Genomic DNA, 15445 nt, shown 5'->3' with positions numbered 1-15445 from the left:
TTGAATCTCCTTACTTTCTCTCAAACACTTTTGTAAACCGTTCCTAATTTGGACCTAGTTTTCTGCTTTTGATCCAGTAAACTTTAGTTTTACACCACTCTAGAAAGAATCAATCCTACTTCCTCAAATACTGTCAAGCTAAGATACAAAGTAAGGGGTCGGAATACCGACCACTTCACTTTATTTACCCTTTTGAATCGCTTCTATCTTTGAGAACCATTTAAAAAGGGTAAAAAATCTTTTCCAACCTTTTGTTTCTTTTTAAAAGTCTCAAATTGGACAAAAATTAACCCAGGGCCTTCTTCATTTTTTCTCCAACTTCTGCAATGGATTGGCAGACTTGAATACCTGCTTCTTGCATTGCTTTCATCTTAGAAGTAGCAGTTCCTAAACCGCCGCTGATGATTGCGCCCGCGTGTCCCATTCTTTTGCCCGGAGGTGCGGTTTGGCCGGCGATAAATCCCACTACAGGTTTTTTGACGTGATTTTTAATATATTCGGCAGCTTCTTCTTCGGAGGTTCCGCCGATTTCTCCGATCATTACGATTCCTTTGGTTTCCGGATCTTCGTTTAAAAGTTTGATCGCTTCGGTATGGTTCATTCCTGGAACTGGGTCTCCACCGATTCCAATACAAGTGGATTGTCCCAACCCTTGTTTTGTAATCTGAGCCACGGATTCGTAAGTCAAGGTTCCGGAACGGGATACAATTCCCACTGAACCTGGACTATGGATAAAACCTGGCATGATCCCGAGTTTTTGTTTTGCACGAGGAGTGATCACTCCGGGACAATTGGGGCCTACTAGTTTTGTTTTAGAATTTCGGAGTACGCTGTAAACCTTCAGCATATCGTGGGTCGGTATTCCTTCCGTGATACAGATTACGAGAGGAAGTTCCGCGAGAATTCCTTCGATGATTGCGTCCGCTGCAAATGCGGGGGGAACAAAAATAACTGCTGCGTTTACGCCTTCGTTTTTAATGGAATCCTTAATTGTGTTGAAAACTGGAACCTTGTCTTCCCATTTGCTTCCGCCTTTACCTGGAGTGACTCCAGCTACGACCTTGGTGCCGTAAGCGAGCATCTGAGTCGCGTGGAACGAGCCTTCTTTACCGGTGATTCCTTGAACTACAACTTTTGTATTTTCATCTACTAATACTGCCATGTATATTCTCTCTTACCCAATCAGTTTGGCAATGGTGCTTGCCGCTTCTCGGAGATCGTCTACTCCGGTAATTTTTAGTCCGCTTTTGTTGAGCACTTCTCTTCCTAGTTCCGAGTTGGTACCTTGAAGACGAACCACAAGAGGAACTTTGAGATCCACTGCTTTTGCTGCTTCTATAATTCCTTCGGCGACCATGTCACAACGAACAATTCCACCAAAAATATTTACGAAGATTCCTTTTACGTTTGGATCTCCTAAAATAATTTTGAATCCGTTGGTTACTGTGGTTTTGTTGGCTCCACCACCTACATCCAAGAAGTTGGCAGGTTCTGCACCTGCGAGTTTTACGATGTCCATCGTCGCCATAGCGAGTCCCGCTCCGTTGACCATACAACCTATGTTTCCGTCTAACTTGACGTAGTTGAGGTTAAACTCGGAAGCCTGAACTTCGAGAGGATCTTCTTCGGTGATGTCTCTAAAGGCCGCGTTGTCCGCGTGTCTGTAGAGAGCGTTTTCGTCTAAATCTATCTTACAATCTCCAGCGATGATTTCATTTTGTTTTGTGAGAATCAGTGGATTGATTTCTAACAGAGAAGCATCTTCTTTGATATAAGCTTCGTAAATCGCCGCGAGAAGACTTTGGAAAGATTTGTGAGATTCTGCAGGTAGTCCAAGTTCAAATGCAAGCTGTCTGGCTTGATTTACTTGGAGTCCGATTCCAGGATCGATTGCAATTTTTAGAATCTTTTCCGGATGAGTTTCCGCTACTTCTTCGATTTCCATTCCACCTTCTGTAGATGCCATAATGATGGTTTTGCGGATGGAACGATCGAGTAGTATGCTCAGATAGTATTCTTTAGCAATGTCGATTCCTTGTTCCAGATATACTTTAAGGACTTTTTTTCCTTCCGGTCCGGTTTGAGGAGTGATGAGCTGCATACCTAAGATTTTATCTACGGCTGCGATCGCGTCTTCTTTGGTTTTAGTTACCTTGACTCCGCCACCTTTTCCCCGCCCTCCGGCGTGAATTTGAGCTTTTACGACTACGACGGAACCACCTGTTTTAGAGGTAACTTCGTCATGGGCTTTGGAAGCGTTTTCTTTTTTATCAATTACGACTCCAAAAGGAACGTTGGCTTTATGCCTTCTCAGGATTTCTTTTGCCTGATACTCGTGAATTTTCATGAATTAACCTTAGTTCAGTGCTTTTATAAGATGATGATTTACTCGAAATAGATACTGTTTTCGGTACGAACTTTGGTGTCAGTAAAAAATTGAATCTTGGGTTTTCTCTTTCCGATTCTTAGGAATTTAGAAGATGTCAGGTGTTTCAATTTACTAAATGAAAAACGGTTCTTTTTTTATTTTGGAATCCCATTTAAAAACTACGATACACTTATTTACAAAAAGGCATTATTTGTTCGTTTTTACTAAAAAAGAAACAGTAGAAATTTAATTTTTTAACGATCGAATCGGAAGAAAAGTTTTTAAAAGATTGAGAGTATAGGATTGATTTTTCGACTTTAGTTGTTTGAAATCAAAAAAGTTCGGGCCACCTCGAGTTATGGAAAGCTTTTCTAAAATAGTAGTTCCGACTTTTTAAATTAGGGTAAGGGACAAAGTAAGTGAAGCCTCATTTACTTTGCAGAGTAAGATCATTCTTGGCAATCTACCAGAAGTAAGAGTTCCTACATTTTGAGAATTTATCTGTAAAGTCAGTGTTTGTGGTAGTTCCCACATTTTGAGAATTTATTTGTAAAGTCAGTGTTTGTGGTAATTCCCACATTTTGAGAATTGATCCGTAAAGTCAGTGTTTGTGATAGTTCCCACATTTTGAGAATTTATCTGTAAAGTCAGTGTTTGTGGTAGTTCCCACATTTTGAGAATTTATCTGTAAAGTCAGTGTTTGTGGTATTTCCCACATTTTGAGAATTGATCTGTAAAGTCAGTGTTTGTGGTAGTTCCCACATTTTGAGAATTGATCCGTAAAGTCAGTGTTTGTGATAGTTCCCACATTTGTGTCATATAGTTCGTATTGTGATCCAACAAGGCGTTTTCTCGAACTCAGTCAGATCGGTACCTTTTGTTTTAGATTCAAATTTTTGGAGGTCAATGGTAGTGAATTTTAATCATTCAACTGGTTTAGCTCTAATTGTAAGTTAGAGTAAGATGTATATTATAAAAAATTAAAACAGAATATAGTAAAATACTAAACTATAAAAAGTTATAATAGAACTGTTGAAGAGTTTTATAACGGCAATTAACAAAACTGTTTCAATTGGCCGTTTTTATGGAACAGGAATCCAATGGAGAATTCATTTTTCAAAATCTTTATGATTAAAATGTAAACTAAGATTAGATTCTTTATTATGTAGTTCTTGAGCAAAAGAAATTCAAAGATAGGATTCCAAGTATTTTTTACCTTGTAGATGGCTTGGAAAAAAAATCGGAAATTTTTTGCCGGTTTGTGCCCTGGATCTTCTATAAGATTTGGAGGAATTCCAGAACGTTTCGTATTCTGAATCCAAACGAAAAAGAAGTTTTTCCCAGAAGATAAAATGAGAGTCGATAAATTCTTGACGAATGTCTTTGGCTCTCAATGTAAGTGGACATTTGCCTGTAAATTCTTTCATAAACACTAAACCAACTAAAACTCCTCTGGTATCTAAATAAGGTTCTAGCGGAAAGGTTCTACAACTGATAGAGCGATTTTCTCTTTCGCAAAATTGGATTCCCTTACATTCACAAAATAGAGTTTCTTTAGAATCATACTCCGCAAGCATTTTCTTATCCACTTCCGTTTCCGGTTTCCAAACTTTCCAAAGGTCGGTTCTTTTTTTTAACATAGAAAATTCGGAAGCGTATAAAGTAGGAACTGCGTTATCCGCAATACAACAAAATGGAATTCCGTTGTTGTCTGGTTTGCATAATTCTCCACAATCGAACTCGGTTAATTCTTCTTGGAGTAATGAATAATAGTAGGAAATTTCATCTTCGGCGAGATGTTTAGGATCGTTTTTCTTGGTTATCGTTTTCAATGGATGCGGTTCTCCGGTTTGGGGCGATTCTAGTTTTTTTCGAACTTAGGATTTTACGAAAGATTGCATATCCTAAAAATAGAATTCCGGAAGAACAAAGAATTCCCCACTTTCTATAAAACAATTCAAGGTTAGGAGAAAGAAAATGGTTTTTTTGTGCCAATGCCATAAAAAGGGCGAAAATCGTTAAGAGAGAAAATGCACTTAGAAAAAATAATACTGTGATTCTTAGATTCTTTAGAGTAGTTTCTAAATCTCTTTTGAATTCTAAAAAGCGAGAATAGAATTCCTTGGTTTCTTCTCCTTCGGACAATTTTTGAATGTTATAAAATGATTCGAATTCTTCTGGAACCTTGGTAGTATCTAAAAGTAGGAATTCATAATTTAGTGTTTTGTCGTATTCTTCTCTGGCTTCTGGAGAACTTAAAGTTAAGTAAGCTCTAATTCCTTCTTCCCGATCCAATTCTCTAGATGGGTTCCAAGGATCGGATTCTAATTTTTCTAGGTAGTTTCGAAAAGCGAATTCGATTTTTTCTATCTCGGAATTCCGAGAAATTTCTAGAAGTTGATAGTAATCCGGTTTTGTATTTACTGCCATAAAAATTCTGGAACGTAGGATTTTGCTTCTAAAAATCCTGATTTTCCTATCTATGGAAAACCCCTTTACAGTCCGTCCTGCAAGCAGAAATTCAGTTCTATGAGTGTTCTGGAACAGGAAAAAAAGTCAGGAAAAGTCTATATCGAGACTTATGGCTGTCAGATGAATGAATATGACTCTGGGATCGTTTCCAGTTTAATGAGAGACGCAGAGTATTCTACCTCTTCCGACCCGGAGAATTCCGACATTATTTTCTTAAATACCTGTGCGATTCGGGAAAACGCTCATGCAAAAATCTACAATCGCCTTCAATCTTTAGGATATTTGAAAAAAAGAAATCCGAATCTGGTGATTGGGGTTTTAGGTTGTATGGCTCAGAATTTGGGAGACGACCTATTTCATCAGGAACTTCCTCTGGATTTGGTCGTAGGACCGGACAATTATAGAAGTCTTCCAGAGCTCATCCAAAGAATTCGGAAAGGAGAAAACTCGATTTCTCTAACCCGACTTTCTAAAATCGAAACCTACGACGAAATAGAACCTAGGGTAGTTAACGGAATTCAAGCCTTCGTTACGATTATGAGAGGTTGTAATAATTTTTGTACTTTTTGTGTGGTTCCTTATACTCGAGGAAGAGAAAGAAGTAGAGATCCTAAAAGTATTGTTCGAGAAGTTCAAGATCTAGTACAAAAGGGGATTCGTCAGATAACTCTTCTTGGACAAAACGTAAATTCTTACAAAGAACAAGATACTGATTTTGCGGGTTTGATCCAAATGCTTTTAGATGAAACTTCCATTGAAAGAATTCGTTTTACTTCTCCCCATCCAAAGGATTTTCCGACCCATTTACTTCAATTGATGTCTGAGAATCCACGTTTTTGTCCAAACATTCATCTGCCTTTGCAAGCTGGAAACACTAGAGTTTTAGAAGAGATGAAACGTTCTTATTCCAAAGAAGAATTTTTAGATGTAGTCAAAGAAATTAGAAATATAGTTCCTGATGTGGGAATTACAACAGACATCATCGTAGGTTTTCCGAATGAAACAGAAGAGGAATTTGAGGATACGCTTGCGGTCGTTCGGGAAGTCCAATTTGATATGGCATTTATGTTCAAGTATTCTGAAAGAGAAGGAACGATGGCTCAAAGAAAGCTTCCGGATAACGTTCCCGAAGAAGTGAAGTCTGCAAGACTTACAAAACTGGTAGATTTACAAACTTCGATTTCTCACGAACAGAACCGCGCCCGGATCGGAAGAGTATATTCCATTTTGATTGAGAACATTTCCCGTAAGTCGGAAAAACAACTCTGTGGAAGAACTCCTTGTGGAAGAATGACGGTGTTTCCTCTTCCGCAAGAAACAAACGTTTCCGGTATGATCGGTTCTACGGTTTCTGTCCAAATCGAAAGCGCAACCAGCGCTACTCTCAAAGGTAGGATCCTTGCTTGAAGGATGGCGACAATCGCAAGAAGATTTCTGCTAAAAAGTCAACGACGCGTGCGTCCTCAAAACAAACAACAAATTCTTCTAAGAAAAATCAGAACTACTCGCCTAACAAACCAACAACGAAATCTAAAAACGATTCAGATTTTTCTGATATGGGTCTGTCTTCCAAAAAAAAATTAGATTCTTCGTTTAACAAAAAAGATACAAAAACTAAAAAGGAAGGAAATTTTTTTTCATCATCTTCGCCCAATCCTTCCTTAAACGAAAACAATTCGGGTGTAGCAAACTCTGGAAAAGATCTAAGAACCGTTCGTTTGAGTAGTGTGGAAGATCTTCCTCCTGGTTTTACAGTTCATACAGACAAACGTAAATTTTACATGGTCATTCCGATCTTAGATCGGTATATTCTGAGGGAAATTTTTTCTCCGTTTTTAGTATCTCTTGCGTTTTTCACTATGGTATACATGGTTCTTGCGCTTCAAAAGATGATCGGTTTGTTTGTAGGAAAGGGAGTCGATCCATTTCGTCTTTTGGATTATTTTGGTTATCTTCTTGCAAACACTCTTCCTATGACCATTCCTATGGCTTGTCTTATGAGTGGAATCATGGCGGCTGGAAGGCTTTCTGGAGATTCTGAGATCACTGCGATTCGTTCCGCGGGAGTCAGTTTCCCTAGAATCTATATTAACTTTCTTGCATTTGGTTTCGTTATGGCTTTGTTAGTCGGTTATCTAAATTTTTATCTTTCTCCAGAAAATACCAGAAAGATGAATGAATTCAACAAATGGATTCTTGCATACAATCCTCTTCTTGCTATTACTCCAGGGCAATTTAGTGGAGATAAAACCCAAGATCTTTTTGAAAAAAGAGCTAGGACCATGTATACCGAGGGAATGAATTCGAATACAGGAGAACTCAAAGGAGTTCAGATTCGTGAATGGGAAATTTTTTTGGAAGGAAACGAATACTTTCATATTGGTGGAAAAATGATTCCTATGGGCGGTTCTAGAATCATCCAGATCATCAACGCTGCTAAAGGAAATCTCGTGGAAAAACTCGGTCCTGATGGGGAATATGAAAAATCAATTCGTCTTAAAGATGGTTGGATTTTGGAATGGAGTGATGATCGAAAAACATTTTCCATAACTGATTTTAGGAATGGAGAAATGGATTATAATATTCCTAAAGGAAAAGAGAAAAAAACTTTGGAATTAAACGTAAAGCCGGAAACATTTTCTATGCCGGTTCTATTTCAAATTCGTAATAATATAGAAAGTGAGGGACTTGAAAAAATCCCAGGACTCGAAACCTTACAAGAGATGGGAGTTCAGATCAAAGGTTTAATTGGACTAAAACAAATGGTGGAGCAGATGAAAATCGAACTCGCTATGGGAGCGGCTAACGGAACTTTGACTCCGGATCAGATGACTCAACAATATTCAGTTTTGACTCAGTTGATGGCATTGATGCAACAGGGAAAAAAAGTTTTAACTGATTTTAATGTGGAAATTCACAGAAGAATTGCGATGCCTATTTCTTGTTTGATTTTTTTCTTTATCTCTTTTCCTTTGGGGCTTGTAGTCAAACGTTCTGGAAAGGGGATGAGTTTTACACTTGCGGTCGTTTTTTTAATGATCTATTTTACGTTTTTCACTTTAGGAAGTACGATTTCTTATAACGATAAAATTCCTGATTGGATTGGTCCTTGGAGTGCTAACATTTTAATCGCTCTTTTAAGTATCAACATCATGATTAAAAGAACAGATATGGATCTTCCAAAACCGATTCAAAAGATTCTAGATAAAATTTCAGATCTAAAATCAAAATTGACAGATAGATTAGAAAGTTCAAATATATGGGGAAAGATAAAAAAGATTATAAAAAGAGGTCCCTGAACCTGGAATTATTTTCCAGGTTAGTGTTAGAATGAATACAATGAGTCAAAAAAACGCGATCATTTGGCATATTACTTCAGGGAAGGAATTCCCGATCCAAATTTGGAAACATCCTCGCGTAAACATAGAGTTGAGTAAAGTGGCTTTAGATGGTTTAGGTGCCATCGATTTATTGAAAGCAGATATTCATATCTTCTTTCTTTCCGTTAATTTAGAGGAATGGAACCAGGTTAGAGAATCTATTAGAAAGTTTGAACTTCATCCTTACGCCAGTCTGATCATAATTTACTCTGATGAGGCAGAAAAAATTAAGGGAGTGGTTCCAGAGAACGGTAAAATTGAAGTGTTAGAACATCCGGTTCATCCTAGAAATTTAAGACTTATATTAGATAGAACCGTTCAATCTGAATTTTATAAACTCGCCGCAAACGAAATCGGTAACAGTTGTTTGACGAACATAGGATTTTTTGAAGGCGTTTTTGAACTGGCTCAAAAAGAATATAAAGACGCAACAAAAGCCAACGAGGCATTACAGGCCATTTTAGAATTTGAATCCAAGGTCAAAAAGAACAACGAAGAAATCAACAAGGCTTTGGAAAGAGTCAATGAACTCAAGAATAAGGAATTGCTGGCTCTACACGAACGGTTGAAAGTTTCTGAAATTTTGGATTCTATGAAAACCCAGGAATTAAAAGATGCTCTTGATTTTAAAAAAGCAACGGAACAAGCACTGAATTATTCTCATATTGAAGAGATTCAATTGGATAAAATTTTAGAAGCCCAGGATCGACTTTTTGCATACACGGAAAAAGAGATCAAAGATTTAATCGAAGAAAATCGAAATCTGAAAAAACGTTTAGGGATGTAGTTAGTTTTCCACAAATAAAACGTAGTTTTATTTGTCGAAAAAACAGATATTTATTAAATTATAATATTCTATTTTTTGAATAAAGATGTTGTTTTTTGATTTTATGTATAAAAATATATAAATTTTGAAACAAATTTCTGTTTTTAGATTAAAATTTTAGATACTTTATTATATGATTTTAAATAACCAATAAGACTTTTACGAAAACGTTTAAAAGTTCTATAAATTTGTTCTAAAAGTTAGAGTGTGATTTTGTCCCAAGAAAAGTTGTAAATTTCGAGTTATACGCAGTGTGTAAAAATCTCCGCATTTTCGTAGTAGTTTCTAACTTGCCATTTATATTATGTTTCATACTAAGAACTTGTTCCAAATCCTCAAAGAATTTTATGCGATTATTCTTTAGAAATTTTTAATAAAATGTAGTAGTTCCTACATTTTTGTGAAATTCAATTTCATGTAGGCGCTCGAAATAATTTAGCAAACATCCCTAACTTTTTAAGGTAGGATTTGGGACAAACTCTGAATTAATGTAAGCTTTATATAAGAGATTTATTTTATAAAAAGTTTCATTTTTTAGTAAAAAATATTTGTGGGAACTCCCACAAATCTATATTTTACGGTAGAACTTTGAAATGTAGGAACTCCCACTGAATTCTAACTATAAAAAATAAATATTTAAAGTAAAGCAGGGTGTAAGAAAACGAGAAAGAATTTTCTAAAAGTATGAGTTCCTACAATTTAAGAATTTGTTCGTAAAATCGTGACTTGCAGTGGTTCCTACGTCATTTTACAGATAAAACCTAAGTTTTGTGGCAGTTCCCGCACTTAAATACGATAGATTCAATTGTTATAAACTTCTATTTTATATATTGTGGTAGTTCCCACATTTAAAGAATCAATCCGTAAAGTTCAGATTCCAATTTTTTCAGAAAAACAAATCATGGTTTTTTACGCCAAACTCACGTTGTTTAAAAATTTGTAATGAGGCTAAATTGTGGAAACTCCTTGTTTTAATCTTTAGAAACTAAAAAAAACAAGATTTAGTTATTTTCATAAATAAATTTGTACTTTTAAAAATTTTCTATTACTTGAAATTTATCTTATAGTAAACTGGATTGTTATTTCATACATAAAATGAGTATTAGAATTGTTGAAAAATTAATTCTCCATTTGTTTCTATTTTATGGAAACGAACAATTGAAGCGGTTTTGTTAATCTGAACTATGGAATTTTTCAACAACTCTATTATAAATTTAAAGTATATTAAATTTATAAAATATTCTACATTTAGAATATTTAAAGACTGGGATTCTTTTGTGATAACGAGTTGATTTAGCGTAGTTTAGAAAATTAGAATTTTTTAAAATACTTTTATTTTCTGAAAAGGACGGTTTAAAAAGAAAAATTGAGAAGTGGTACCGCCAAGGGGAATTGAACCCCTGTTCCAAGAATGAAAATCTTGTGTCCTAACCACTAGACGATGGCGGCTAATAAGAACTTATCTTTGAGTCGTCGGGGATTCGAACCCCGGACCCATTCCTTAAAAGGGAATTGCTCTACCAGCTGAGCTAACGACTCGAAGCGTTACGAAATACACGATATTTATCGAGTATCGTGGGTCAATCAAAAACGATTAAAAAAACTTCGATTCTTAAAAAGAATCTCCGTGAATCGTATCCTTTCTATCGGGACCAGTTGAAACCAAATTGATTTTCACTCCGATCCATTTTTCTAAAGCAGAAATATAATTTTTACATTTTTCTGGAAGTTTTTGAAATTCGCAGATGCCTGAAATGTCGGATTTCCATCCTGGAAATTCTTCATAGATGACTTCCACTTTATCCAAACCTTGAGATGGAAAACAATCTAAAGTTTTTCCATTTAGTTTATATCCGGTTGCAACCGGAATTGTATCATAGTCGGAAAGAATATCTATTTTTGTCAAAGCGATCGAAGTGATTCCGTTAATCCGAACGGAATGTTTTAGCATTTCTACATCAAACCAGCCGCAACGTCTGGGACGTCCCGTAGTCGCTCCAAATTCGCCTCCTTTTTGACGAAGTTTTTCTCCAGCTTCTCCTAAAAGTTCAGTAGGGAAGGGGCCTTCTCCGACTCTCGTGGTATATGCCTTTGTAATTCCAATTACGTGTTTTAAATGTTGAAACGGAATTCCAGTTCCAATTAAAGCTCCTCCCGTTGTGGGATTAGAACTGGTTACATAAGGATAGGTTCCGAAATCTACGTCTAAACCGGTACCTTGGGCTCCTTCCAAAAGAACTCGTTTTCCTTTTTTTAGTTCCGTATCTAAATAATATGCAGTATTGATAATATTCTTTTTAACTTTAGAAAGAAAAAATTTTAAACCCTCATTAATATCGTTATAAGAGACTGGAGGCATTCCGTAGAGTTTGTCTAGTTCTCTGTTTTTTTCGTCCACTAAATGTTTCAAACGGGTTTGGTAAGAAGTGTCTAAAAGATCTCCTACTCGCAATCCGGTCCTCATCATTTTATCCGCGTAACAGATCCCGATTCCTTTTTTAGTGGTTCCGATTTTGTGCTCTTGACTGAGTGTAGTTTCTCTTGCGGAATCGATCTGAGAATGATACGGAAATAGAAGATGACAAGCGTCGCTTAACAAGAGTTTGTCGAAGACTGGAAAGCCTTCTTTTTGAAGGCGGTCACATTCTTCTATGAAAAAAAGAGGATCTAAAACAACTCCGTTCCCGATTACACAGATGGTTTGGTCGTAGATTACTCCCGAAGGAACTAAATGAAACACGTATTTTTTTCCGTGAACTACAACCGTATGTCCCGCGTTTGCTCCACCTTGATAACGAACGATGATGTCCGTGTCCTTGGAAAGAAAATCGATTACCTTTGCCTTTCCTTCATCTCCCCATTGGGTTCCTACTACTAACGATGCGGGCATAATTTTTCCTCGAATGAATGTTTGGTATGAATACGTATCATGATGAAAGATTGAAAAGAGGAGTTTTTAAAGAGGATTCTAAAGTATTTACCATGAGTGCATAACCACTCGCGTTTTTTTGTACCCCGGAAAACATTTCGTAGAGATGATCATAGGTTCCTCCGGTTAAAACTGGATCGGGAGAATCTTGCAGATAACCTTGGAAAACAAAACCGGTATAATAGTTTAGATCTCTCAAAAGAGAAAAATCGATACAGAGGTCTATCCTTCTTTTTTTAGATTCCCAAGAATTAAAAATCCAGTATGTTTCTTCAAGAATTGAACTTAAGCTTTTTTGAAGATTCTTAGAAAGTGAATTTATATTGAGAGAATTTTTCAAAGAATTTAGATCAAAATTTAAAACCAAGGAGCTTAACAAACGAATCAAATCGGTATGGTTCTTTTTTTCTCCGAAAATTTTCTGGATCTCGTTTACGTTTTTTTGATATAGTAATTTAGAAAGAATCTCGATTTCATTTTGTTTGAGTTCAAATTCTTGAACGATAGATTGGAACAGATTTACGTTTCCTAAAACAAGAGTCAGTTTGTTTTCAAGAGGAAGTAAAGAAATGATTTCGTCCAGTTCCTCTAAGATTTTGAATGTGTTTTCCTTTCCGGAAACACCGATCGATTCCGCTCCAATTTGTAGTATTTCTTTACGAGCTACACTTCCTTTTGTACTTTCTCTGAAAACTCTTCCAATATAAAAGATGTTTTGATTTTCTCTTTGGTGAGAAAAACCTGCCATTCCTTTGACCGCTTGAACGGTCAGATCGATGCTGGGAGAAATTTCATTTCCGGAAAGATCTCTGATTCGGAAAAGGGAAGATGAATCCGGGGCCGAAACCGTTTGAATGAAAGTGGAGCTATAATCGAATGCAGGTAAAAATACTTCCGAGTATCCTTTTTTTTTAAGAACACCGGATATGGTTTCAAGTAAAGTCCTTCTGTACTTGCTATCTTCGGGGCCAAGAAAATGAAATCCGTCTGGGATCCATTTTTTTTGATTAGGTTCTGGAAGATTTTGATTCATGTTTTGGAAAACTTCAGTTCCAAAATACAGTTCAAAACTCAGACGTCAGATTTCAAACCTTTTTAAAAAAATAGAATGACAATTCCCCCGCAAACGAATGATATACAACCGGTATAAGATGTAAGTAAACTCTTTCAAAAGGGTTTTTCATTGAATTCTAAAACTGGTTATTATCTGACTCGAAAATTGATTTTCACTCAGAGTTAGCCGCAAATGATTTAAATTTCGATTTTATAAAATAGATCGGAATACAAAAGTCTCTTAGAGGCTATTATAAAGAATTTATTTTGGGACAGGTGTGATACGATGGTTGAAAAAGAATCCAGCGTAGGTAAATGGCAGAAAGAATTTTTTGAAAATATTCATTTATTCAAACGTTCCGGAATGACGGAAGACGAAGCCAAGAAAATTCTTCAGAAATTTTTATACCTTTCTTCTGTGACTCCTATGCCTCCGGTTATGGAAGTATTCAAAGAACCGAATCTTCTAGAATCCGTAGGAGTTTATACTTCTCCTGAACAAAGATCTAGAGAATTTATGATGGAGTTTCTTTCTCCGATCATGAAACAATTTACCGTTGAAGGTGTAGAAAATTTAAAAGCGGTAAAACCTTTGATTGGTAAATATCCAGTCACTCTAATTTCCAATCATTTATCTCATCTAGACGCTCCTGCAATTTTTCATCAGTTATATAATTGTTCTCCCGAAGGAAAGTCGATCGCCGAACAACTCGTTTTTATCGCTGGAAGACTAGCGTATGAACCTGATTTTACTAGACTCGGTTTGTATATGTTCGGTACTCTTTTGGTTTGTTCTAAAAGAGATATGGCAGATAATCCTAGTCTTTCCGATTTAATGACTAAAATCAACATGAGAGCGTTTAGACATTCTCAAAAACTTCAATCGGAAGGTAAGATAGTTGCGATCTTTCCAGAAGGAACCAGATCCAGAGACGGTAGGTTGATGCCTTTTGTGGAAACAGTTTATCACTATGTCGCAAATAAAGTTATTATTCCTATTTCTCTGGAAAAAACTGATAAAATTCTTCCTACTACGAGTCTTCTTTTTAATCAGGTGAACGGTAAACTCGTGATCGGCAAACCTGTGTTAGTTGGAGAACTTTCTCGCAAACAGATGGATTCTTTTCCAAAAGAAGTGGAACAACTTCAGTTTCCAGAACATGGAGATAAAAAACAATTTTTGATCGATAACCTGGCTCTTCTTGTTGGTTCTAATCTAAACAAACATCAACACGGAACTTACAGAAATCTTTATAAAGGTGACGTTCCTGGTAAAAATATTCTGATTAAAATTCCTAAGGAACCAGAAGAAAAAATTGTAGTGATTGGCGCTAGTAGTATGTCAATTGCGGTTGCTACCCTTTTAGCCAACAAAGATGTTTTAGTTTATCTATATCATCCAGATCAGACGTATACGGAACAATGTAACACCGAAAGAAGAGAATTAAAGTATTATCCTCTTTATAAACTTCCTCCTAATTTAGTTTTTACTTCCGATGTGGAAGTTTTAAAAACGGCTACTTTATTTATTCAAGGTACAAATCCTTGGGAGCTCATCAACGTCTATCCAGAAATTCAACCTTATTTAAATAGAAACAAGGCTCCTTTCTTTAATGTGGTAAAAGGTTTTACTAGTACTGGTTTGATTTTAGATGAAGTGCAAAACGCTTTTGGTTTAGAAGATGATCGTTTAGGTGTGATTGCTGGAGCTTGTTATCCGGATCAGATCATGGAGAGAAAAATTTCCGGTTTTGAGATAGCGGCGTCTAACGCGACTCTGATTCCAAGAGTTCAGAAACTTTTCACTACGGGTTATATTTTTCCGAGACCTGCTAGAATTCCTACGGATGTCAAAGGTGTTCAGTTAGGTGGAGCTCTTAAGACGATATATGCTCTTGCGATGGGAATTGTAGAAGGTTATTTCACTCAGACTCTTGGAGGAAACGTAGATAATTCTCTTTTTCGCTTATCGAATCGTTTTTTTACAGAGATGACTACGATTGGTACTAAGATGGGAGGTCAGCCCGAAACTTTCTTGGGTCTTTCTGGTCTAACCGATTTTATGCTTTCTTGTTTTGGAACAGATGCAAAGGACAGAAAAACAGGATACGACATTGCTTATGGTTCTTCCTCTGAAAAAATGTCGAATGGATTTTATGGTCTTAAAGTAATGCCCAACCTTATGAAAATTTCTGCTGAAACTCCGGTTCTTTCTGCAGCTTACGAAATTGTAATCAACAAAAAGGATGTAAATCAAATCATTGAGATGTTGGAAGGCAGATTGGCAAGGGTTTAAAACATTTTTTCATTTGTTAGAGATTTTGAAAAGGGACGTGAGTTCTCGGAAAAAATTTTTAAAAACAGAAATTCCTACATTTACGGTAATGATTTATGCCTAATTTTAATGTAAAAGATTC

General features: G+C 36.2%; 10 protein-coding genes and 2 tRNA genes. 4 read left to right on the top strand and 8 right to left on the bottom strand.

The annotated features are described in order from the left end of the window. Window positions 1–286 precede the first annotated feature (286 nt). From sucD to BW942_RS06180, 4 genes are all read right to left on the bottom strand, one after another. Window positions 287–1162 (bottom strand): succinate--CoA ligase subunit alpha, encoded by an 876-nt coding sequence (gene sucD / locus BW942_RS06195; protein WP_000279904.1) that lies wholly within the window; start codon window positions 1160–1162, stop codon window positions 287–289. A 12-nt stretch (window positions 1163–1174) separates the two neighbouring features. Then, window positions 1175–2347: an ADP-forming succinate--CoA ligase subunit beta gene (gene sucC / locus BW942_RS06190; RefSeq protein WP_000690686.1), complete on the bottom strand. Its 1173-nt coding sequence runs from the start codon at window positions 2345–2347 to the stop codon at window positions 1175–1177. Window positions 2348–3555: 1208 nt separating this feature from the next. Beyond that, window positions 3556–4200 carry a hypothetical protein gene (locus BW942_RS06185; RefSeq protein WP_000849664.1) on the bottom strand — a complete coding sequence of 215 codons (645 nt, stop codon included), beginning with the start codon at window positions 4198–4200 and terminating at the stop codon, window positions 3556–3558. Continuing rightward, window positions 4169–4798, bottom strand: coding sequence for a molecular chaperone DnaJ (locus BW942_RS06180; RefSeq protein ID WP_000290363.1), 630 nt, complete (start codon window positions 4796–4798; stop codon window positions 4169–4171). The genes BW942_RS06185 and BW942_RS06180 overlap by 32 nt, the downstream gene beginning before the upstream one ends. 99 nt (window positions 4799–4897) lie before the next feature. On the opposite strand from BW942_RS06180, the gene miaB reads away from it, so the two are divergent. The 3 genes from miaB to BW942_RS06165 are packed head-to-tail and all read left to right on the top strand — an operon-like array spanning window position 4898 to window position 9007. Next, window positions 4898–6247 carry a tRNA (N6-isopentenyl adenosine(37)-C2)-methylthiotransferase MiaB gene (gene miaB / locus BW942_RS06175; protein ID WP_000114512.1) on the top strand — a complete coding sequence of 450 codons (1350 nt, stop codon included), beginning with the start codon at window positions 4898–4900 and terminating at the stop codon, window positions 6245–6247. Next, complete coding sequence (locus BW942_RS06170) at window positions 6244–8139, top strand: LptF/LptG family permease (RefSeq protein WP_000651423.1); 1896 nt, start codon at window positions 6244–6246, stop codon at window positions 8137–8139. The genes miaB and BW942_RS06170 overlap by 4 nt, the downstream gene beginning before the upstream one ends. 40 nt (window positions 8140–8179) lie before the next feature. After that, window positions 8180–9007: a hypothetical protein gene (locus BW942_RS06165; protein WP_000078824.1), complete on the top strand. Its 828-nt coding sequence runs from the start codon at window positions 8180–8182 to the stop codon at window positions 9005–9007. A 1413-nt stretch (window positions 9008–10420) separates the two neighbouring features. On the opposite strand, the gene BW942_RS06155 is transcribed toward BW942_RS06165, so the two are convergent. From BW942_RS06155 to BW942_RS06140, 4 genes are all read right to left on the bottom strand, one after another. Further along, window positions 10421–10495: transfer RNA gene (locus BW942_RS06155), tRNA-Glu, on the bottom strand. 17 nt (window positions 10496–10512) lie between these two features. Beyond that, window positions 10513–10585, bottom strand: a tRNA-Lys gene (locus tag BW942_RS06150). A 73-nt stretch (window positions 10586–10658) separates the two neighbouring features. Then, window positions 10659–11936: an adenylosuccinate synthase gene (locus BW942_RS06145; protein WP_001111751.1), complete on the bottom strand. Its 1278-nt coding sequence runs from the start codon at window positions 11934–11936 to the stop codon at window positions 10659–10661. Between the two features lie 37 nt (window positions 11937–11973). Then, the gene (locus BW942_RS06140) at window positions 11974–13008 is read right to left on the bottom strand and encodes an ATP phosphoribosyltransferase regulatory subunit (protein WP_001075198.1); all 1035 of its coding nucleotides are present in this window, start codon (window positions 13006–13008) and stop codon (window positions 11974–11976) included. A 306-nt stretch (window positions 13009–13314) separates the two neighbouring features. Between BW942_RS06140 and BW942_RS06135 the strand changes: the two genes are divergently transcribed. Then, entirely contained in the window at window positions 13315–15324 is a 2010-nt protein-coding gene (locus BW942_RS06135) for a 1-acyl-sn-glycerol-3-phosphate acyltransferase (protein ID WP_002970210.1), read from the top strand. The last annotated feature ends 121 nt before the right edge of the window (window positions 15325–15445 follow it).

The sequence above is a fragment of the Leptospira interrogans genome (assembly GCF_900156205.1).
In the GTDB taxonomy this organism is placed as follows: Bacteria; Spirochaetota; Leptospiria; order Leptospirales; family Leptospiraceae; genus Leptospira; species Leptospira interrogans.
This window is presented reverse-complemented; position numbering and strand designations above follow the sequence as displayed.